Annotated in this window: 24 protein-coding genes; 10 read left to right on the top strand and 14 right to left on the bottom strand. The window is 42.3% G+C overall.

What is annotated here, in order from left to right; all coding sequences use genetic code 11:
* The first annotated feature begins 216 nt into the window (after positions 1-216).
* On the top strand, positions 217-927 hold the full coding sequence (locus WB217_RS17775; RefSeq protein ID WP_423994632.1) for a 3D domain-containing protein: 711 nt from the start codon (positions 217-219) through the stop codon (positions 925-927).
* Between the two features lie 37 nt (positions 928-964).
* On the opposite strand, the gene WB217_RS17770 is transcribed toward WB217_RS17775, so the two are convergent.
* Entirely contained in the window at positions 965-1,744 is a 780-nt protein-coding gene (locus WB217_RS17770; protein ID WP_423994631.1) for a cobalamin-binding protein, read from the bottom strand.
* Between the two features lie 47 nt (positions 1,745-1,791).
* Positions 1,792-2,265, bottom strand: a complete 474-nt coding sequence (locus WB217_RS17765) for a divergent PAP2 family protein (RefSeq protein ID WP_423994630.1) — start codon at positions 2,263-2,265, stop codon at positions 1,792-1,794.
* Positions 2,266-2,521: 256 nt separating this feature from the next.
* Between WB217_RS17765 and WB217_RS17760 the strand changes: the two genes are divergently transcribed.
* From WB217_RS17760 to WB217_RS17745, 4 genes are all read left to right on the top strand, one after another.
* Complete coding sequence (locus WB217_RS17760; RefSeq protein WP_423994628.1) at positions 2,522-2,911, top strand: DUF309 domain-containing protein; 390 nt, start codon at positions 2,522-2,524, stop codon at positions 2,909-2,911.
* A 133-nt stretch (positions 2,912-3,044) separates the two neighbouring features.
* Positions 3,045-4,547: a leucyl aminopeptidase gene (locus WB217_RS17755; protein WP_423994627.1), complete on the top strand. Its 1,503-nt coding sequence runs from the start codon at positions 3,045-3,047 to the stop codon at positions 4,545-4,547.
* 319 nt (positions 4,548-4,866) lie between these two features.
* Entirely contained in the window at positions 4,867-5,463 is a 597-nt protein-coding gene (locus WB217_RS17750) for a sulfite oxidase-like oxidoreductase (RefSeq protein ID WP_423994626.1), read from the top strand.
* Positions 5,464-5,636: 173 nt separating this feature from the next.
* Entirely contained in the window at positions 5,637-5,831 is a 195-nt protein-coding gene (locus WB217_RS17745) for a hypothetical protein (protein ID WP_423994625.1), read from the top strand.
* Here WB217_RS17745 and WB217_RS17740 read toward each other — a convergent pair.
* Both WB217_RS17740 and WB217_RS17735 read right to left on the bottom strand, forming a co-directional pair.
* Positions 5,828-5,974, bottom strand: a complete 147-nt coding sequence (locus tag WB217_RS17740; protein ID WP_423994624.1) for a hypothetical protein — start codon at positions 5,972-5,974, stop codon at positions 5,828-5,830. The two genes, WB217_RS17745 and WB217_RS17740, sit on opposite strands and share 4 nt — an antisense overlap.
* A 421-nt stretch (positions 5,975-6,395) precedes the next feature.
* Positions 6,396-6,755 (bottom strand): hypothetical protein, encoded by a 360-nt coding sequence (locus WB217_RS17735; protein ID WP_423994622.1) that lies wholly within the window; start codon positions 6,753-6,755, stop codon positions 6,396-6,398.
* Between the two features lie 203 nt (positions 6,756-6,958).
* Between WB217_RS17735 and WB217_RS17730 the strand changes: the two genes are divergently transcribed.
* Positions 6,959-7,609: a DedA family protein gene (locus WB217_RS17730; protein ID WP_423994620.1), complete on the top strand. Its 651-nt coding sequence runs from the start codon at positions 6,959-6,961 to the stop codon at positions 7,607-7,609.
* A 217-nt stretch (positions 7,610-7,826) separates the two neighbouring features.
* Here WB217_RS17730 and WB217_RS17725 read toward each other — a convergent pair whose 3' ends face one another.
* Positions 7,827-8,009, bottom strand: a complete 183-nt coding sequence (locus WB217_RS17725; protein ID WP_207502121.1) for a hypothetical protein — start codon at positions 8,007-8,009, stop codon at positions 7,827-7,829.
* 98 nt (positions 8,010-8,107) lie between these two features.
* Here WB217_RS17725 and WB217_RS17720 point away from each other — a divergent pair, with 98 nt between their 5' ends.
* Positions 8,108-8,500 (top strand): PaaI family thioesterase, encoded by a 393-nt coding sequence (locus tag WB217_RS17720; protein WP_423994619.1) that lies wholly within the window; start codon positions 8,108-8,110, stop codon positions 8,498-8,500.
* Between the two features lie 272 nt (positions 8,501-8,772).
* On the opposite strand, the gene WB217_RS17715 is transcribed toward WB217_RS17720, so the two are convergent.
* The 8 genes from WB217_RS17715 to WB217_RS17680 all read right to left on the bottom strand — a co-directional run bounded on the left by WB217_RS17715 (position 8,773) and on the right by WB217_RS17680 (position 15,861).
* Complete coding sequence (locus tag WB217_RS17715) at positions 8,773-9,918, bottom strand: FAD-dependent monooxygenase (protein WP_423994617.1); 1,146 nt, start codon at positions 9,916-9,918, stop codon at positions 8,773-8,775.
* 172 nt (positions 9,919-10,090) lie between these two features.
* Complete coding sequence (gene mnhG, locus WB217_RS17710; RefSeq protein WP_423994616.1) at positions 10,091-10,465, bottom strand: monovalent cation/H(+) antiporter subunit G; 375 nt, start codon at positions 10,463-10,465, stop codon at positions 10,091-10,093.
* Entirely contained in the window at positions 10,443-10,724 is a 282-nt protein-coding gene (locus WB217_RS17705) for a Na(+)/H(+) antiporter subunit F1 (protein ID WP_423994633.1), read from the bottom strand. The genes mnhG and WB217_RS17705 overlap by 23 nt, the downstream gene beginning before the upstream one ends.
* A gap of 8 nt (positions 10,725-10,732) precedes the next feature.
* Positions 10,733-11,209, bottom strand: a complete 477-nt coding sequence (locus WB217_RS17700) for a Na+/H+ antiporter subunit E (protein WP_423994615.1) — start codon at positions 11,207-11,209, stop codon at positions 10,733-10,735.
* A 6-nt stretch (positions 11,210-11,215) separates the two neighbouring features.
* On the bottom strand, positions 11,216-12,697 hold the full coding sequence (locus tag WB217_RS17695; protein WP_423994614.1) for a Na+/H+ antiporter subunit D: 1,482 nt from the start codon (positions 12,695-12,697) through the stop codon (positions 11,216-11,218).
* The gene (locus tag WB217_RS17690) at positions 12,690-13,031 is read right to left on the bottom strand and encodes a Na(+)/H(+) antiporter subunit C (RefSeq protein WP_423994613.1); all 342 of its coding nucleotides are present in this window, start codon (positions 13,029-13,031) and stop codon (positions 12,690-12,692) included. The genes WB217_RS17695 and WB217_RS17690 overlap by 8 nt, the downstream gene beginning before the upstream one ends.
* On the bottom strand, positions 13,031-13,453 hold the full coding sequence (locus tag WB217_RS17685) for a Na(+)/H(+) antiporter subunit B (protein ID WP_423994612.1): 423 nt from the start codon (positions 13,451-13,453) through the stop codon (positions 13,031-13,033). Before WB217_RS17685 ends, WB217_RS17690 begins: the two co-directional genes overlap by 1 nt.
* 2 nt (positions 13,454-13,455) lie before the next feature.
* Positions 13,456-15,861, bottom strand: coding sequence for a Na+/H+ antiporter subunit A (locus WB217_RS17680; protein ID WP_423994611.1), 2,406 nt, complete (start codon positions 15,859-15,861; stop codon positions 13,456-13,458).
* Positions 15,862-16,090: 229 nt separating this feature from the next.
* Between WB217_RS17680 and WB217_RS17675 the strand changes: the two genes are divergently transcribed.
* On the top strand, positions 16,091-16,309 hold the full coding sequence (locus tag WB217_RS17675) for a hypothetical protein (protein WP_423994610.1): 219 nt from the start codon (positions 16,091-16,093) through the stop codon (positions 16,307-16,309).
* A 151-nt stretch (positions 16,310-16,460) separates the two neighbouring features.
* Positions 16,461-17,018, top strand: coding sequence for a DUF5366 family protein (locus tag WB217_RS17670; RefSeq protein WP_423994609.1), 558 nt, complete (start codon positions 16,461-16,463; stop codon positions 17,016-17,018).
* Positions 17,019-17,157: 139 nt separating this feature from the next.
* Here WB217_RS17670 and WB217_RS17665 read toward each other — a convergent pair whose 3' ends face one another.
* The gene (locus tag WB217_RS17665; RefSeq protein WP_423994608.1) at positions 17,158-18,972 is read right to left on the bottom strand and encodes a transglycosylase domain-containing protein; all 1,815 of its coding nucleotides are present in this window, start codon (positions 18,970-18,972) and stop codon (positions 17,158-17,160) included.
* Positions 18,973-19,278: 306 nt separating this feature from the next.
* On the opposite strand from WB217_RS17665, the gene WB217_RS17660 reads away from it, so the two are divergent.
* On the top strand, positions 19,279-19,550 hold a 272-nt coding region (locus WB217_RS17660; RefSeq protein WP_423994607.1), incomplete at its 3' end, for an exonuclease domain-containing protein.

Here is a 19,550-nt window from a genome sequence, read left to right as displayed (position 1 = left end):
CTTGCTAAAAAACTAAAGAACCGAACAAAAACCTTCACATTAGTGGAGGTTTTTTTATACATAAAAAAAAGAGAAGGAGGAAAACTATTTTTAAGTTTAAAGTTTCTTTTACTTTTACTGGAAGTGTAAATAGGTATTTTGACACTTTTTTGCTCCTTTTGGAATATTTCTTGTTGCAATGGGAAATTAATAGATTTGGGAGGAGTGAAAAATTATATGAATATTATAAAAACATGGGCCAGACGCTCGGCGATGGCAGTTTTATTTTTTGCTGCCATAACATCCACATTCCATTCGATTTCAGGCGTAGAAGCAGCAACATTTGCTACATACATATTTGACAGCGAAGGAACACACCAAGATGACACCTCACAATTTGAACATAAAAAGAAATCAGTTGGACTAGCATTCAAATTTTTGAAAAAGATTTCAGATTTTAAGACCAAGATTTCATCAAGTGAAAAAGTTGCGGGTACACCGCCAACACTTGAACAATCGCTTAATTGGTCTCAATATCCTAAAAAGACTATTATAGCTACAGGATATACAGCAGGAATTGAATCCACCGGGAAAAACCCTGGACATCCGGAATATGGAATTACATACTCAGGTGTAAAAGTAAAACGTGATTTATATTCAACCGTCGCAGCCGATTTAAATGTATTCCCGATTGGAACGATTCTTTTTATTCCGGGATACGGTTTTGGAGTAGTCGCTGATAAGGGCGGAGCAATTAAAGGGAATAAGGTTGATTTATATTATGACACTGTAAATGATGTATATGAACAGTGGGGCAAAAAGACACTGGATGTCTATGTGATCGAAATAGGCAATGGGAAATTGTCTGAAGATGACCTAAAAGCACTAAATGAAAATGAATCGATGCAGGTATTCCGCCAGCAATATATCGGCGGGAAGAAATCCTGATAAAAGATAAGGCAAATTCCAGACGGAATTTGCCTTTTTATTGTTTTATAATGTCGTGGATCAGGTGATGCAATTTTTCAAGGCCGTCGAGCAGTCTTGGGGAAGGTCGGCAATAAAGTTCTTCCTCGAGAATCAGGATACGATCCTGTTTGACTGCATCCATGTCATTCCATCCCGGGCGTCCAGTGATTAATTCTTTTTTTACCTTTTGCCTTCTGACACCTACCCATGCTATGCAAATGTAATCTGGCTTACGTGATCTGACATCATCCCAGTCTGTTTGGACACTTGCCAGTTCGACATCTTTAAAAATGTTCTCAGCCCCGGCAGCTTCTGATAGTTCTGTCAGCCAATTAATCCTGCCAGGCGTGAAAACGGGCTTTGGCCACCACTCCCAATATAGCTTTGGCTTAGAGGATGTTTTTGCTCCTTTTTGCTTTATATTTACAAGCCTGTTCCTGAATCGTTGAGCCGCTTCTTTGCCTCGATCAGGCATGTTTAAGGCATTTGCTGTTATAAGTAAGTCATTCTCTATATCTTGAAGCGATTGCGGGTTCAAAATGATATGAGGTATGCCGCGGGCTTTTAAGCCATCAATATTTTTTTCCATTCCTGGGACACTGAGTGAAGCCAGAACAAGGTCAGGCTTCAATTCCTCCACCAGGCTAAGATCAATTGACAAGTCAGGCCCCAGCTTTGGAATTGCTTTTATGGATTTTGGCCAATCAGAAAAATCATCTACTCCGACCAGCAGATCAGTCAAACCTAGAAATTCCATGATTTCAGTGTTGCTTGGGCATAACGAAATTACTCTCAATGTGTTCACCTGCCTCTTAGAATGGGATTAAATGATAGCTCTAACATTTATAATAGGTAATGCAATAGCAGGGCTAAACCAATGCCGCTTAGTCCGCCGAAGAATACTTCGATCGGCTTGTGGCCAAGCAATTCTTTTAATTCCTTTTGTTTTTCTTTTTCGGGCTTATTCTGCCAGCCCTTTGCCTCTTCTGCAAATCTTGTGAAGTCAGCAACAAGCTGGTTCAGTACAATCGCTTGCTCGCCAGCCTGTCGGCGAACGCCCGATGCATCAAACATCGTGATGATTGCAAATACAGCTGAAACGGCGAACACGGCCGAATCCATACCTGTTTCGAGGGCAACACCAGTAGATAGTGCCGTCACGGCTGCGGAATGTGAGCTTGGCATTCCACCTGTACTTGTCAGCAATGACCAGTCAAGTTTTCTTGTCGCAATATATTGGATTGGGACCTTTATAAACTGGGCGAAAAATATCGCCGCAAGTGAAGCCCACAATGGGAAATTTGTTAATAATTCCATAGCTGTACCCCCTAAAATGTTTCTTTTTATAGACTATGTGTGCGATGTTTATTTAAGGATTATTGTTCGCCTCCTGCTAAAAGACGAGTTGAGAAGGCTCACGAACCTCCAGCGGTAACCAATCGCCTTTTGCGAAAATCAGCAGGCAAGATTAAAAGTACTTTTATTAAGTAATACCCAAGAAAGAATGATTCATTACAGTAATATCACAGTTTTGATAATATAGTTTTAACTGGTGCGAATAGGGGTGAGCATTTTGACGGAATACCCGGATGAATACTACGAGTTCTTTATTAAATTCAACGAAGGGGACTACTATACCTGCCATGACTTGCTTGAAGATATGTGGATGACGGACAAAGGGAACCTTTTTTTAAAAGGCCTGCTGCAAATGAGCGTGGCGATCTACCATTATAGTTACGGAAATGTTAAAGGTGCCCGCCTGATGATGCAGGCAGCTCATGATTATTTACAGTCCTACCGCCCTGTTCACTGGGGAATGGACCTCGAAAAAATTTATCCTTTCATCGAAGCATGCCTAACTATTTTTCCGCAAAATATAGACAAGGTGTCATATGAACAGGTTAGGGATCTTCCCGTGCTGCCAGTTTTATATTTGTATCTGGAGGACGAATTGGAAGAGTAACAAGAAGAGGGTTACAATGCGATATTTTATTTGGGTCCATTATTTATAAAACCTGCTTTAGGTATCGATTAGGAAGTCGAAATATTTTTAAGTTTTCGTTATAATAAAACTATAAATACGGAGGTGAAGCAATTTGTTCAACGTGAATAATGAATTTAATTTAACGAACAGTCATGACTGCCTGGTAATCGGCTTATTTAATAAACCGTCTGGATTTGAAGGAGTCACTGCTGAAGCAGATCAGCTTTTTGACGGGCAGCTTACTGAGCTCGTGAAAAATGGGGAGATTTCATCCAAGAAAAAAGCAGTTTCAAAGATACATACTTTCGGTAAAACAGGTGCTAAAAAGCTATACTTTGTCGGTCTTGGACATGAAAAAGAACTGGATTTTGAAAGCTTGAGAGAAGCGTTTGGACGCCTATTCAAGACATCCAAAGCAGAAAAATGGACGGAAGCAGCGGTATTGCTTGATACTTTTACATCTGATGGTGTTGAACTTAACGATGCAGCCCATGCGTTAAGTGAAGCATTGGCAATGGCGACTTACGAATTTGAAGGCTACAAGCAGAAATCCAACGAGCCTGAAAAACGTATTGAAAACTTGACGGTTTATAGTGCGGATGAAGAGGGAGAGGTTGAAGCCGCTCTTGAGGTTGGGTACGCGTTTGGTAAGGCAACGAACTCAGCACGTACACTTGTTAATACACCAGGCAATCTTCTTACTGCAACAGACATGGCAGCGTATGCAATAAAGCTTGCTGAGAAATATGAGTTTGAAGCAGAAATTTTAGAAAAAGAAGAAATGGAAAAGCTCGGCATGGGCGCTCTGCTCGCTGTTAATCAGGGATCCACTGAACCTCCAAAGATGATTGTCCTTAAGTATCAGGGCAAAGAAGAATGGACAGACGTAATCGGATTAGTTGGAAAGGGAATCACCTTTGACACAGGCGGGTACTCGATTAAGACTAAGGCAGGAATCGTCGGTATGAAATCGGATATGGGCGGCGCTGCTGCGGTTCTGGGAGCAATGGAGATCATCGGTGAGTTAAAGCCTGAGCAGAACGTTGTTGCGGTCATTCCATCTACAGACAATATGATCAGCGGAACAGCATTCAAGCCGGATGATGTTATTACATCCATGAGCGGGAAAACGATCGAAGTATTGAACACCGATGCAGAAGGACGTCTTGTACTTGCAGATGCAATGACATATGCCAAGCATCATGGCGCGAACTATCTTGTCGACATCGCTACACTGACAGGTGGAGTCATTACAGCTTTAGGACTCCATACATCAGGTGCGCTGACGAACAATGAAGCTTTGTTTGAACAAGTTCTTGAAGCTTCATATGAAGCAGGGGAACCTATCTGGCGTCTGCCGATTTTCGAAAGAGATCTAGAGAGAGTCAGAAGCAGCAAAATCGCTGACCTTAACAATTCTCCAGGTGCAGAAGGCCATATGATCATGGGCGGTGCATTTGTCGGCGAATTCGCTGAAGGCACTCCATGGGTACATCTTGATATTGCCGGAACAGCAACAACAGGCAAGGATCACGACCTGGGCCCATCAGGCGCAACTGGCGTCATGGCGCGTACACTTGCATTGCTTGTTGAGAGATTCGAACCAATCAAATAAGATCGTGAATTAGGACCCTGAGGCGGACGCTTTGGGGTCTTTAATTTTGTGGGAATCTAACTTCTAAAATGAACTAAACTAACATTGAACTCATTTCAACAAGTTATTAAACCAAATCAACAAATGATAAAATGAATTCAACAAGTGAAAAAACAATCCAACAAGTAAATAAACAAACCTAACAAGTAATAAAAGCGATTCAACAAGTAATAAAACTGATTCAACAAGTAATAAAACTGATTCAACAAGTAATAAAACTGATCCAACAAGTAATAAAACGGTAGAATGAAAAAATAAAGCCATAAATGAGGTGATCATCATGTATTTTGGTAAGCCGAGGAAAACCGCTCCTACTGACAGAGTCCCGCCAAACCAGAATGTCACGACTTCGTTTCCCGTGCTTCATTATGGGAATATCCCCAACTATAAAAATCTTGATAACTGGACATTAAGGATTTGGGGGCATGTGATTCAGGAAACAGTACTGACATTTGATGAACTAATGAAGCTGCCGCAAAAAACATCGGGTAATGATATACATTGCGTCACAGGCTGGTCCAAGCTGGATAATGTCTGGGAAGGCGTCCCGACAAAGGAACTGGTCAGGCTGGCAAAACCTAAAGACAGTGCGAAATATGTGATCCTGCATGCCGAGGAGGGTTGGACAACAAACCTGCCCATTGAGGATTTTGTTAAGGATACAAGTTTGCTTGCGCATACCCACAATGGTCAACAGCTTACACCAGAGCATGGCTACCCATTAAGAGCTGTAATCCCTCATTTGTATTTCTGGAAGAGCGCGAAATGGCTTAGGGGGATAGAATTTAGTAATGAAAACAAGCCAGGTTTTTGGGAGAAAAACGGCTACCATATATATGGAGATCCTTGGAAAGAGGAGCGTCTATCCTGGGACTAGTCGTTTTTATGATAGGTCTATTCTTATTGGAAAGTGAAATTAACTTATAACGCTGCAATACAAGGTTTAACCCTTATCAATAATTCTTGCCGCCTTATGGACAATCGCCCACTCAACCGCCCTGTTTATGGCATAAGTAGTAATGTAGGCAAATATATAAGGGAGGTACCTTTATGAATAGAAGAAGACCGTATTATGGCGGAGGATTTGGAAGACGCCGTTTCTTTTTCGGAGGACCGTTTTTAGGAGGAGTGGTTGGTGGTCTATTGGGAAGCGCGCTGCTATATCCGCGACCATATTATCCGTATCCATATCCTTATGGATACCCATCCTACTCGCCGTATGGATACGGATATCCTTACTACTAAAAGTGACAAACAGCTTTGCCGCCGTTCTGAACAACGGCGGCTTTTTCCTGTTTGGCTGTATTAAACTTGTCTGTCGATTTCCGCTCCAGGCACTCTCTTTCCGCATAAGAAATATGAAAAAGTCCTACTGTCAGCTTTTTCATAAACAAATTCTTCATGGGCGTCAGGTGATCCACTACTCATAACAACTCGTCGGCCTTTTTCCTCTTCGAGTTGTTCTCGGACATCGTCTCATAACAACTTGACTGCCTTTTTCTGTTCGAGTTGATCTCGACCCTCCTCCATGGCAACTCGACTGCCTTTTCCGATGGATCCCACTAACCATTGAACAGCTTCCTCGAATCTGCCCAAGCTCGATGGAAATGTGTTAGCGCATTTTCGGAGGAGTCGTGTGCCCTCCGCTCCAACCAACAGGTGCAAAAAATCAACTTTGACCTTTAACACAGCCTTCTGTTTAAAAGAGCACTTTCATCTATCTTCGCCTCCAGCATACAGAGCCAAATATCACTTTCTTCTAAAATAGGCAGAAGTGTAAGTTTATTAAAGGGGTTTTTATTTTTTTATTCATTCCCATCTTAATTTCAAAATGATGTGGCAGCATTCTTTTTCCCCGACATTATCCTGAAAGGTCATCGTGATCCCATCAGGGTTATAGGTTATTTTAGGCTTTTTCTTAATCCCAGCAGTGTCGACGAGGTGTTCAACTTCCGTTTGATTTGATTGTTGGGCAGCGGCCATCAAGTTATTTGAAAATGAGGAGGAAGAGGTGATTTTCTTCATAACCAGGTTGGCATCCTCCATTAGCATGATTGCCTTTGTGGCGGAAGTCTTGAATAGGACTGTATTTATTTCAGGATAGGGGCGGAAATCAGGAATGCAGCTCAATTCATCTCGACCAGTATTACAAAAAAATAAATAATGCATTTGCGTCCCCTTTCTTTTTGATCTGGTTAGTATTGGAACCTTTTTGTCATCCCTTTCAATTTATGAAATTCAGTCTCGGGGTATGATGCGAAAAATAGCTAAAAGTGCTTGAGAATAAAAAAAAGAGGGAATGTATGAAGAAAAGAGAAATGTAATACATATATACTTCTATCATTTAAATAGAATGAATGGGATGGTGCCTTATGGATTTGGATCTGGTGATCAATGTTATTGAAGAGAACGGCTATATGGGGTTGTTTTTATGGCTTTGGTTCGGCATTTTTATCATCCCAGTACCTAATGAAGTCCTCTTGATGACTGTAGGACTCGCTTCTTCAATGGGCTCCCTTGATCCATACCTTGCATTCCTGGTTTCCTACTTGGGTATTTCGACTGCCTTTACCAGCATCTATCTGGTTGGGAGGATAATTGGAAGAAGGCTATTGCGTTTCCTGGAAAAAAGGAAGCGGTTTGCCGATACAATCGAATCCTCGATGAAGATGATGGATAAATATCATGCCTTTTCATTATTCCTCAGCTGCTTTGTGCCGGGTGCTAGGAATCTGGTCCCGTTGCTATATGGCTTCAGCAGGCTTCCATTTAAGACATTTGCTGTTTTTGCCTATAGTGGTGCGTTTATCTGGGTATTAACCGTTTATATGATAGGATTTTTATTCGGGGATAAAATGGATGCGATCATGAAATATAATAAAGAAATGTGGCTCCTGGCAATTATAACCGCAGTGGTGGCAGGTGGGATCATTGTTTTTAGAAGGAAAAAAATGAAGAATACAGAAATAAAGAGTGCTCTTGGAACGGAAAGTGGCATATATCAGGAAAGGCAGCAGGAATAGCCGCCTTTCACAAAATAAATTTCACTTTAAAAACCGACTTCACTGTCAGGCCCTTCGACGGACAGGACGTTCTAGTGCCGACGTTGCCGCAGGACGCGGCGTTTTTAGTCGGCCAGCGCTTGTCGGACTTGCCCAGGATGGGCTGGCGTCGACGTTGCCACAGGACGTGGCGGTTTTAGTCGACGTTCACTTTACAAGGCGCTTACGCTTTTCTGTATTAAAATTCATTTCGGTGTTCGACCAAATCAATAGCTCCCAGGACAATATGTGCTAAACCAAAACCGAAGACAGTGTTGGAAATCATTTTATCGATTTTACGGTTTTGTTTCATAGCATAACCTGCGGCAGTGACAGCAGTCCCAAGTACTGTGGGGATCATGCCCTCGCGAATTCGGTTCATTCGATTCACCTCATAATTCAGGATGCGTCCATAAGGACAGTTTTAGTTTCTCCAGCAATTCTTGCAATTCACTTTCCAAATCTAAGGAGGTAGAAAACATGGAATTAAATAAAACGCTATTAGGGTCACTGGGTATCGAAATTACGAACCTGCAAAAAGGAAAGGTTACGGCTACTATGCCGGTGGATGACCGTACAAGGCAGCCATTTGGATTGCTTCATGGAGGGGCATCTGTAGCCTTGGCAGAAACGGTCGCAAGTGTAGGAGCCTTTGAATTAGTCGACAAGGAGAACGAAGTCGTTGTAGGACTTGAAATTAACGCAAACCATATCCGTGCTAAAAAGGATGGTTTCGTCACAGCGGTTGGCACTGTCCTGCATCAAGGGAGAACCACCATGGTCTGGGATATTAAAATCACGGATGAAGACGAAAATCTCATTTGCGTATCAAGGTGTACAATGGCCGTAATTAAACGTAAAAAAATAAGTTAGATCAGCCTAAGCGGCTGATCTTTTTACTGAATATGAAAGTATAAAATTCACTTCAAGAAATGTCCAGCACAAGCGCCTAGCCCCTCGAGTCGCTTGTCTAGCTGCGGCTCCTAACTCCTCGAGACGCTTCGGTCCTGACAATGAAGTCAAAGAACGACTTCACCGGTCGGCCCTTCGACGGACACGATGTCCTAGTGCCGACGTTGCCACAGGACGTGGCTGTTTTAGTCGGCCAGCGCTTGTCGGGGCTGACCAAGGAGCTTGCGCTTTTCTTATATTTCATCATTAATTTCAACCACTTTTCTCAGTTTTTCATTATGATATCTTGCTGGAGCCAGCTGAAGTAATTTATTGCGGATGGAGCAAAGGATGGGGAAGTCAACGTTTGCTGCGAGCCCGTATACTTTCGTTTCATTATTGACTAGCTTTATCCTAGTGAACCGGTCCAATTCGTATTTCTCGAATGCCTTTTCAATCGAATCTTCTGTACTGATCCATTTTGAAAGATAGGCGGCTTCCTCAATAGCCTGTGAAGCACCCTGTCCGATATTCGGCATTGAAGCATGTGCAGAATCTCCGACGAGGAGGATGTTCCCAGAATAAAAATGTTCCAAGGGTTGGAGGACAGATAGCTCGTCAAAAATGATATTTTCCGGAGGGGTATTTTCCAGTATTAGCTGGATAGGATCGTGATAATAGAAAAAGTTGAACAATAAATCGATCGGAGTCCAATTAGACATATTCGTTTTGCATGAATTGGATTTTTTAAATGCGTACCAGTATAAGCGATTTCCAGGCATTGGAGTGATTCCGAATCGGCCTCTTGGTCCCCAGGTTTCGGTATATGGAATTTCACTGATGGGTGGGTTATCGATGAATCCGCGCCAGCACACCGATCCCGATAAGGTAAGTTTGCTTTCAGGAATTAATTTTTTCCGTATTGGCGAATTAGTCCCGTCACTGCCAATAAGATATTCTGCGTCTGCAGTGGAGCCATCCTTGAAGTGCAGTTTTATTGTTTGGGATATTTGTTTAAAGTCAATTAATTCCTTATCAAAGTGGAGAGTACCAGGGAGAATTGCTTCCGTTAATATTTTTACAAGGACGGAACGCTGGATAAATAAATAATTTGGAATATGAGAGGGAGAGTGGTAATCGAAATTTGCAATGATTTCACCTGAATGGGATTTAACCAAACATTGATCAGCTGTCACTCCATTTGCAATCATCTGTCCGCCTAATCCCATGATGTAAAATGATCTTATCGCATTGCCGCTCAAAACAATACCAGTATCAGAGCCGCTGAAATCTTTTGCCTTTTCATAAACTTCGGCGCAGATTCCTTTTTTCTGCAAGGCCACAGCTGAGCATAAACCGCTAATACCGCCGCCAATTATGGCAATTCTGCCCTGATCCATAAAACCCCCATCCTTTCAAAATGAAAAAGCTTAATTTCTCTGTATGGCTCCTGAAGAATAATCTTCTCATCCTTACTATACTTCACGTTATCTTAGAAAGGTATGGATAATAATTGAACAATCTGACAAATAACAAAGCCACCAGGGAGTTAAACCTGGTGGCTTAAAAGAATTATTTCGAATGATCCATTTCCTGCATTGATTTTCTTGCTTTTGCCAGGTCATCCTGTACCGTTTTATCCGATAGCTTGATGCCTGAGTTATAAGCCGCGCGGCTGATTAAGTGGCCTGCAACCGGGGAGGTAAGGAATATAAATCCGATGCCTAATAATAATCTTGAATTAAAATGATCCTTGATAAACCAAAAATACAAGAAGGTTCCGAGCAGCACAAGCATGACTCCCATAGTAGCGCTTTTTGAAGCGGCATGGTTTCGCGTATAAACGTCAGGAAGCCTGATCAAGCCGAACGCCGTAACAAGGCTGAGAAATGCCCCCACTAGGATGAACAATCCAGCAAAAAACTTAGCTATTTCCATTTCTGTCATATTCCATGATTACTCCCTTCTCAAGATATTTTGAAAAGGCGACTGTCCCGATGAAAGCAAGTATACCGATCAGCAGGATGATGTCCAAAAAGGCACTTGTTTCAAGCAGGATAGAGACGAGTGCAATAAGGGACACAAGGCTGATCCCAATTGCGTCTAGGGCGACCACCCTATCAGCGATAGTTGGTCCTTTAATCACGCGATAGATGAGACCGATCATTGCGAGTGATATGAATGCAACTGATACCCACATAATCATGTTAAACATCATTTGCTCACCTCCATGATCGATTTTTCAAACGTATCTCTGATCCCTTTGATTGAATCCTCAGCATCATCAATATCCATAGCGTGCACATACAGGATTTTATTATCAGGAGAGACATCAACGACAAGGGTACCTGGAGTTAGCGTGATGAGATTTGCAAGCACGGTAATCTCCCAGTCTTGTTTCAATTCCGTTGGGTAGGCAAAAATTCCAGGCTTTATATCAAGCTTAGGTTTTAGGATTACCTTAAGGACGGCAATATTGGAAAGGATTAATTCCCTCGTGAAAATATAGATAAGATTTATTACAGCCAAGAACCTTAACAAGTAAAACCGCGAATTGAAAAAGCGGCGGAATATATAGATGATGAGCAGGCCAAAGAAATACCCGACGAAAAAGGCGGCCGGGGAGTAGGATGTCTTCAAGAACATCCATACAAATGCCAGAATGAAATTCAGCAAGATTTGAAAAGCCATAGCTCATTACTCCTTTAAAACTGCATCGATGTAGATTTCCGGATTTGAAAGTGTTTCGGCAGCCATTGAAATCACCGGATAAATTGCATCTGTTCCAATTCCGTACAGAACAGCGAAGGCTGTTAAGAGTGCTGGAGCGACGAGCAGCCATTTTACAGGAGCGTTTTCCTCAGACTTATATGCCCTCTCCGAACCCCAGAAGCCTTTAATGAAAATCCTCATTACTGAAAACAAAACGAAAAGACTGGACATAAGGACAACGAATGCCCCAAAATAACTGCCTGCTTCAAAGCCGGAACGTACAATCATCAGTTTCCCTGCGAACCCGCTTAGCGGGGGAATGCCTGCAAGTGCCAGTGCTGCGATGAAAAATGTCCAGCCAAGCCGCGGATATCTATGCAGCAACCCGCTGATTTTGTTAAGGTCGCTCGTCCCTGTGATCCTGATGATGATTCCAATAAGCAGGAACAGGGCAGCCTTGATGTTCATGTCGTGTATCAGGTAAAAGATAGAGCCAGTTAGTGATTCCTGTGTCAGTACGGATACACCAAACAAGATGACGCCGACCGCGACAATAATATTATAGATAATGATTTTCTTAATGTCTGAATAAGCGATTGCGCCTATCACTCCAGCGATGATTGTCAGGATCGCCAGAATTTGCAGCAATTGATGTGTGTACCCAGCGTCATGGTAAAAGAATAACGAGTATGTCCTGGTGATCGAGTAAACTCCAACCTTGGTCAGCAGTGCGCCGAATAAGGCCATAACCGGGGCAGGCGGAGCGTAGTAAGATCCAGGGAGCCAGAAATACAGCGGGAAGATGGCCCCCTTCAAGCCAAAAACGATCAAGAACAAGACTGCTATGACAGTAATAATCCCCATATTGCCAAGCTCGCTGATTCTCACGGAAATATGCGCCATGTTAAGCGTGCCTACTACTGAATAAAGATACGCGACAGCGATGACAAACAGCGCTGAGGAGATGACATTCACGAGTATGTATTTGATGGATTCGCGGAGCTGAATTTTTGTTCCGCCCAAAACAAGCAACACATACGAAGACATGAGCATGACTTCAAAGAATACAAACAAGTTGAAAATATCACCTGTAGTAAAGGCGCCGTTCACGCCAACGAGCAGGAAGTTAACGACTGGGTAGTAATAAAATTTTTCCCGCTCTACGCCGATTGACTTGAAGGAGTATATCACCGCAGCAAACGCAATGATACTGGTCGTAAGCACAAGCAATGCGGAAAGCATGTCCGAAACGAGCGTGATGCCGTAAGGAGCCTCCCAGTTGCTGACATCCATTGTCTGAATGCCATTTTTATAAACATGGCTAGCAAGCATGAAGGCAGCAATAATCACCGAGAAAGAGCTTATTGCCGAAATCCATCGCTGTGCCAGTACGTTTTTGGTGAAAAAGATTAGTATAACCCCTGTTATCAGAGGAATGAGAATGGGTAAGATGATTAGATTATTCATGTCCTTCCTTTCCTCTCAAGTGATCCATATTATCCGTTCCCAGCTCCTGATATGCTCTGTACGCCAAAACCAGGAAGAAGGATGTTACCCCAAAACTAATGACGATCGCTGTCAGGATCAAAGCCTGAGGAAGTGGATCGACATAAGCTTCTGCGTGCTCGCCAAGAAGGGGAGCAGCACCCCTCTTTAAACTGCCCATCGTTAAAATCAACAAGTGAGCACCGTGGCTTAGCAGGCCTGTACCGATAATGATCCTGAGCAAGCTTTTAGAAAGCATGAGATAGGTTGCAGTCATAAACAGGATACCAATTAGAAAAGCCATTAAAATTTCCATTATTCGCTCTCTCCAATCGTTTGAATAATGGTCATTGTCACACCAATGACGACTAGGAACACGCCAGTGTCAAACAATACTGCTGTATGCAAAGAGGTTTTGCCAAGGAGTGGCAGATCAACATAAGTAAAGGCATGCGTCAGAAAAGGCATGTCCATGATTAAACCGCCTGCTCCAGTTCCAATAGAAAAAAGGAGACCAACTGCGATGACCTTGATGTAATCGAACGGAAGGATTGTCTTCACTGTTTTAATATCGAAAGCAAGCAGCAAAAGCACAATGGCTCCCGATGTCATCAACCCGCCGATAAAACCTCCGCCCGGATAATAATGACCGGCAAAGAACAGGTGGATTGAAAACAGGATGATGACAAACAAGGTGAATTTAGTAACAGTCTGCAGAATAATATCATTTGTTTTCATCCTTATTCTTTCCCCCTTGTCAGCCGAAGTTTGATCATGGCAAAAATACCAAGAGCGGCAATGCCGAGCACCGTAATCTCGAACAGCGTATCAAAGCCGCGGAAATCAACGAGTATGACGTTAACCATGTTTTCGCCGCCGGCTTTTTTATAAGTGTTCTCAATATAATACTCTGAAATTGAATTGAACATTTTATTGCTGTGTGCTGATAAAGCGATAAGAGTGACGATTGCACCAACTCCAATTGAAACTATTGCATTTCCCAGCTTGAAGCGGATTCGCTCCTCGTTTTTTCCGAGTTTTGGCAAATGGTAAAAAGCCAAGAGGAAAAGGGCCACGGAAACTGTTTCTATCACAAGCTGTGTCAGCGCTAAATCTGGTGCCCGGAAAATGACAAAGAAAAGCGCAACTGTATATCCGACAGCTCCTAGAAGGATGATTGAAGTCAGCCTAGATTTAGCGAACAGAATGGTGATCGAGGAAACAGCCACAATCAATACAAGAATCACTTCTAAAAATCTGATTGGCGCGACATTGCTAAAATCTAGTTTAAACGCATTCCTGTAAACCAAAGTTGTGGCCAGGATAAAGATGAAAAATGAAAAAATGTAAACCAGATATGTCCGGATAAAACCGTTCATATACGTCTTGGTAATGTTTCGTGACGCTAGCTGGATGATCTCCAGGCCGCGGTCATAAATATGGTTCAACGCAAGTCGATCAGGGAAAATCCGATAGATTCCTATCCATTTTGGCAATGACTTGAAAAGAAGGATGCCGATCGCAATTACACCGATCGTCATCAACAATTCAGTTGATGTAGGACCATGCCAATGAGAAATATGAACATCAAATCCTTCACCATTCGCTAGTAAAGATGGCAAAATTGCCCCCATAGCAGGTGAAATGATGCTATGTGAAAGAACATTTGGGAATATCCCAAAAATGACGGCGAGTGAAGCAAGGATAACGGGAGAAATCAACATCCCGATCGGCGCTTCATGCGGCTTCTTTTCCAGCTTCTCAGGTTGAAGTTTTCCGGTAAATGTCTTAAATACATACATCATGCTGTACAGGAATGTGAACACACTTGCCGCCCAGGCAATAATCGGGAAAAGGATTCCCCATGTATCAAGGCTGAATATGTCCATTTTTGCAACACGAAGCATCCCGGTGAAAAACATCTCTTTACTCAAGAAACCATTGAATGGCGGGATACCTGCCATTGAAAATGTTCCGATGATTGCGAGAGTGAAAGTAATTGGCATGAAATTCATCAAGCCGCCTAGTTTGCGGATATCCCTTGTCCCCGTCTCGTGGTCAATGATCCCCGTAACCATGAACAGACTGCCCTTGAATGTGGCATGATTGATTAAATGGAAAACAGCAGCTGTGACAGCGACGATATAATATCCATCCTTGATCGTGCCATAGTGAAGGGCCGCAGCGCCAACACCAAGCAATGACATGATCATACCAAGCTGGCTGACTGTCGAAAATGCAAGAATTGCTTTTAAATCAGTTTGCTTTACGGCTGAAAAAGAACCCCAGAATAACGTAATCACTCCAATTCCAGCTACGAGCCAGACCCATACGCCAGAATGGGCGAAAACAGGTGTCATCCGAGCGACAAGATATATTCCTGCCTTAACCATCGTAGCAGAGTGCAAATACGCACTGACTGGAGTAGGCGCTTCCATCGCATCAGGAAGCCAGATGTGAAAAGGGAACTGGGCAGACTTTGTAAATGCCCCTAACAGGAACAAAATCAAGGTTGCTGTGAACAAATGATGATTGACAACTTCATTTGACATCGCAATGGTTTCGGAGATGCTGAACGTGCCTGTGATGATATAGAGCATCAAGATGCCCCCAAGCATGGACAAGCCGCCGAAAACGGTGATCAGCATCGATTTTTGGGCCCCATATCTCGAACCTTCTTTATGGTTCCAGTATCCAATTAAGAGGAATGAAGAAAAGCTCGTCAATTCCCAGAATGAATAAAGGACGATCAGGTTATCCGATAAGACAACGCCAAGCATGGCTCCCATGAATAAAAGCAAATATATGTAGAATGTATTCAGCTTTTCTTTTTCAGGTGAAAGGTAGTAGATCGAATATAAGACGACCAGTGTTCCAATCCCCGTGATTAGCAGGGCAAAAAGCAACCCTAATCCATCAATTTTAAGGGCGAAATCAACACCCAGCGAGGAAATCCACGGAAAGGATTCAATAACTGTATCCCCATTTTTTGTCACGCTTATAAATTGAAGGAAATATACAAAAAGCACGGCGGGCAGCGGCAAAAGGAACCACCCTGTATGTATGTTACGGAAGTGCTTATGTAAAAATGGAATTAAGACCGCGAGTATAAGCGGTGATAAAACTGCAAGGTGAAGTAACGACAAAAGATAATACCTCCTTATAATTCCAAATTTAATTTTTGATTCAATCATAAACATTATATATTTTGCCAATTTTACCAGGTTCATGCTCCCTAACATCTGATGTAAAAATTATATCGTAAAAATGAGGGATATGCATGCCATGGCCCTTAATGAATCAAGGAATCGCCAAAAATTGCTGAATAAAAATGGTGAACTGTTTGCATACTAACAGTGAATAGGGGGGATAACCATGACCCGAAAACTTGTTATATGCGTTGGGATATTCCTTAGTTTGTTTACGGGATTCTTCATCCTGGATAACCGGGAAAACAAGGAGTTGTCAAAACAAGGAACTGGTGCAGAACCTGGTGTACTGCGGATTCAGCATACAGATATGGACGAGGTCGAAACAGCAAAAACATATGTACCCTTTGGATCGAGGGAATACGTCAGGATTGTACCTAAGTAGCCTTCAACCTTTTAATACGGATGAAAATGAATAAAGTTTCAAAATTTTTAAGTTCCTTGAGTAAGGGACTTTTTCTTTTTGTTGCCGGAAGCAATCTTTTCTTTCATAATATCCAAGTAGGAATAAGAATGAATCGAGTGAAGATGCTATCATGAAAAATCCGTATTTAACAAGCTATTTTCCGCTGCTCGCCATTGTTTTGTTCAGTTTGTCGCTCTCAGTCCGCACAGAAATGGAGCTTGTGGCACTCCTGAAAAATGCCGGGATTTATGAAGGCATGCTGGAATTTTTTTCGGAAACAGGAATCAAACTTTCGCTTCTTGCACTGCTAATGGTCCTGTACTTTATGGTTTTTTCAGCAATGAAGATTATTGCCGACACGATCAATGAGGTAAGCCTGCTATTATTTTCAAAGGATCATGAAGGGGAAAGCCTTAAACTGATTCGCAGTGGTGCAACCGTTTATTTTGCAGCAGGCGTGGTTTCCCTTTTCAGCATTTACAGCTTCATAGGGATTGGCGTTATTTTTGCGGCGGCAACATTGATTTACTTTATTTATTTTGTCAATAAAATAAGCCCTAATTTATCAATAGCAGGAGTAATAGGGACCGTATTCTTCCAGGTCATCCTTTGGAGTACCATGTTGCTTGGAATCATTTATCTCGCGGTAAAAGTGTATAACAGCATAATGGCGAGTTTGCCGATTTAGAGAGCTGATTCAACTTGAATCAGTTTTTTATATATTTAATGGGTTGATTTCCAAACAGGGAAGCACATACGCCTCCGGAAAACGAGTGCCTGTAACTGAAATCAACCGTATAAAAAGACCGGGGCTTACCCCGGTCTAATCATTTCATTATATCCCGCCAAATCAACAGCTGGGGTGATTTGTCATGAATAGATTCCATGCTTTCTGGCGTGTCTTTGCCGACCCATACTCCTGCAGTCAGCTGTCCGCTGAAGCCGATGAACCATAAATCCTTGAAATCATTGGTGGTTCCTGTTTTTCCTCCTGCCGTTTGACCGGCAATCGCCGCTTTCCTGGCTGTCCCTGATGAAACAGTTTTTATCATCAACCCTTTTACAGCGGCTGCTGTTTTCGGGCTCCAAATTTTCACCTGCTGATCATTCCATTTATAAAGAAGCTTGCCATTGCGGTCTGTCACCTTCACAATCGCTCTAGGCTTCGTAAATCGTCCTTCATTGCTAAAAACAGTGTAGGCCTCGGTCATTTCTAACGGACTCATCCCAGTTGTGAAGCCACCGACTGCAGAAGCCGGCACTCGATCCAGGGATGTCACTTGTTCAAAATGAAAAGGTGATAAATCATTGAAAGCCTCATCCACCCCAACCTGCAGAAACAGCCTGATCGCAGGTGTATTATAGGAATGGGTAAAAGCCTGTTCTAGTGATACCTTCCCATAAATCGCTCCTCCGTAATTTTTCGGACAATATCCTTTTATACAAATTGCTCCAGCATCTACTTTCTCAGTTATACTGGCTCCTGTTCTTTCAAAGTAGGGAGCATATACAAGCAAAGGCTTAATTGAAGACCCAGGCTGTCGAAAAGCTTGATAGGCTCGGTTGAAGTCACCTGTCTGATAGTTCTTGCCGCCTGCCAAAGCAACTACGAGGTTCGATTCATGATTCACCACTACAGCAGCGCCTTCAATACCTTTATAGGGAAGGTGCTCCGCCACTGAATTCTTTGCCCGCTTTTGCAGCTCTGGATCAAGAGCAGTGTGGATTGAGACTCCTGAACTCAACAATTCATCGACTCTTGCATTTAATTCTTGATCACTTACCAATTTTTCATGTTCAGATACCAATTCCCTTAGTTCGCTTAAAACAAATGAAGTGTAATCCGGATATGAATTTTTCCTTGGTCTAATTTTTAAAACAATCTCCTCAGATTTAAGCTTTTCTGCTTCGTCAAAATGAAGCTGGCCACTCTGGACTAGCTGATCTAACAGAAGCTCCTGCCGTTTCTTTGTCCGATCAAAGTGCTTTAAAGGATCATAAAAGGAAGGATTATTAGGGATGGCTGTCAGAAAAGCTTGTTCAGCCTTACTAAGATCTGCCGGCTTCTTTTTAAAATAAAAATCCGCAGCTGCATGGATTCCGTAAGCATTATTCTGAAAATAAATCGCATTGAGATACTGCTCGAGGATTTCCGTTTTTGAAAATGTTTTTTCGAGCTGGTAAGCATATAGAACTTCACTAAGTTTACGGTTATAGGATTGATAATGATTCAGGTACTGGTTTCTGGCCAGCTGCTGGGTAATCGTGCTTGCACCCTGCTCGATTCCATCTGAGTGAATGTTGATTGCAAGCGCACGGCCAATTGCAGGCAGGTCAAATCCAGGATGCTTGTAGAAGTGTTGATCCTCTGAAACAATGAAAAGAGCTTTTATGAAATCAGGAATTTCATTGGATGACACATAACGTCTGTTCATCGGACGGTTAAGTTCTGTTACGAGTTCGCCATTACTTGCAAGGATCAAACTTGTCTGAGAAAGCTTTGTCTGGGTCAAATTGACCTTTTCATCAAGAAAATCGTTGAATCTTTCCGCTTTTCCTGCTTCGTTAAAAGTTAAAGTGACGACCGTGATAAACGCCGGTATTAAAAGGATTGTCAGTAAATAGCCTGTTAGGATGCGCACGTTAGTTCCTTTCTTTCGCTGAGGAATAATCTTGTGTAATTACTGATGCATGGAACGCACGTTTTATATCGGATTTAATTCCGCATAATTAATAGCGGAACCAATGTTGCCCTAGGAAATACACGGAAATATTCATGGTAATTCTTTATTCTGAAATAAAATAAACACAAATTAAAATTAGGGAATATAAAAATGCAGAAAAATTAAAAAATTTATTAGAATTCGTGATATAATAGAAAAAATAATCGACAGAAAAGCATATACTGGTTACATACAACTACTGGCTTTTCAGAAAGTTGGGGAAGCATGAGCGAAAATGAAAGGACATTATTTATCGATTTTGAATTTACGATGCCTGACAGAAACAGCAGGAGACGGGGCTTTTACCAGGAAATCATTGAGGCTGGCGCCGTTCTGGTGGAAAACAACAAGGTGGTTGAACAGTTCTCTTCATATGTAAGGCCAAACCGTTTTCCGGCTTTAACTGAGAGGTGCAGATCGTTTCTGAACATTTCCCAGGAACAGGTGAATTCAGGAATCTCGTTTCATGATTTGGCGGAGAAATTAAAGTATATGGG

The sequence above is a fragment of the Mesobacillus sp. genome, assembly GCF_049588175.1.
Taxonomy (GTDB): domain Bacteria; phylum Bacillota; class Bacilli; order Bacillales; family Cytobacillaceae; genus Mesobacillus.
Note: the sequence above shows the minus strand (reverse complement) of the source record. Positions and strands in the feature narration are given on the sequence as shown.

Excerpts from the sequence above, each read along its gene's own strand:
- WB217_RS17670 (WP_423994609.1), top strand. The coding sequence starts at position 16,461 with ATGAAAAATCCGTATTTAACAAGCTATTTTCCGCTGCTCGCCATTGTT.
- WB217_RS17730 (WP_423994620.1), top strand. The coding sequence starts at position 6,959 with ATGGATTTGGATCTGGTGATCAATGTTATTGAAGAGAACGGCTATATG.
- mnhG (WP_423994616.1), bottom strand. The coding sequence starts at position 10,465 with ATGACAGAAATGGAAATAGCTAAGTTTTTTGCTGGATTGTTCATCCTA.
- WB217_RS17695 (WP_423994614.1), bottom strand. The coding sequence starts at position 12,697 with ATGAATAATCTAATCATCTTACCCATTCTCATTCCTCTGATAACAGGG.
- WB217_RS17690 (WP_423994613.1), bottom strand. The coding sequence starts at position 13,031 with ATGGAAATTTTAATGGCTTTTCTAATTGGTATCCTGTTTATGACTGCA.
- WB217_RS17765 (WP_423994630.1), bottom strand. The coding sequence starts at position 2,265 with ATGGAATTATTAACAAATTTCCCATTGTGGGCTTCACTTGCGGCGATA.
- WB217_RS17740 (WP_423994624.1), bottom strand. The coding sequence starts at position 5,974 with ATGAAAAAGCTGACAGTAGGACTTTTTCATATTTCTTATGCGGAAAGA.
- WB217_RS17720 (WP_423994619.1), top strand. The coding sequence starts at position 8,108 with ATGGAATTAAATAAAACGCTATTAGGGTCACTGGGTATCGAAATTACG.
- WB217_RS17725 (WP_207502121.1), bottom strand. The coding sequence starts at position 8,009 with ATGAACCGAATTCGCGAGGGCATGATCCCCACAGTACTTGGGACTGCT.
- WB217_RS17735 (WP_423994622.1), bottom strand. The coding sequence starts at position 6,755 with ATGCATTATTTATTTTTTTGTAATACTGGTCGAGATGAATTGAGCTGC.
- WB217_RS17685 (WP_423994612.1), bottom strand. The coding sequence starts at position 13,453 with ATGAAAACAAATGATATTATTCTGCAGACTGTTACTAAATTCACCTTG.
- WB217_RS17700 (WP_423994615.1), bottom strand. The coding sequence starts at position 11,209 with ATGGCTTTTCAAATCTTGCTGAATTTCATTCTGGCATTTGTATGGATG.
- WB217_RS17775 (WP_423994632.1), top strand. The coding sequence starts at position 217 with ATGAATATTATAAAAACATGGGCCAGACGCTCGGCGATGGCAGTTTTA.
- WB217_RS17705 (WP_423994633.1), bottom strand. The coding sequence starts at position 10,724 with ATGATTATGTGGGTATCAGTTGCATTCATATCACTCGCAATGATCGGT.
- WB217_RS17750 (WP_423994626.1), top strand. The coding sequence starts at position 4,867 with ATGTATTTTGGTAAGCCGAGGAAAACCGCTCCTACTGACAGAGTCCCG.
- WB217_RS17675 (WP_423994610.1), top strand. The coding sequence starts at position 16,091 with ATGACCCGAAAACTTGTTATATGCGTTGGGATATTCCTTAGTTTGTTT.
- WB217_RS17715 (WP_423994617.1), bottom strand. The coding sequence starts at position 9,918 with ATGGATCAGGGCAGAATTGCCATAATTGGCGGCGGTATTAGCGGTTTA.
- WB217_RS17745 (WP_423994625.1), top strand. The coding sequence starts at position 5,637 with ATGAATAGAAGAAGACCGTATTATGGCGGAGGATTTGGAAGACGCCGT.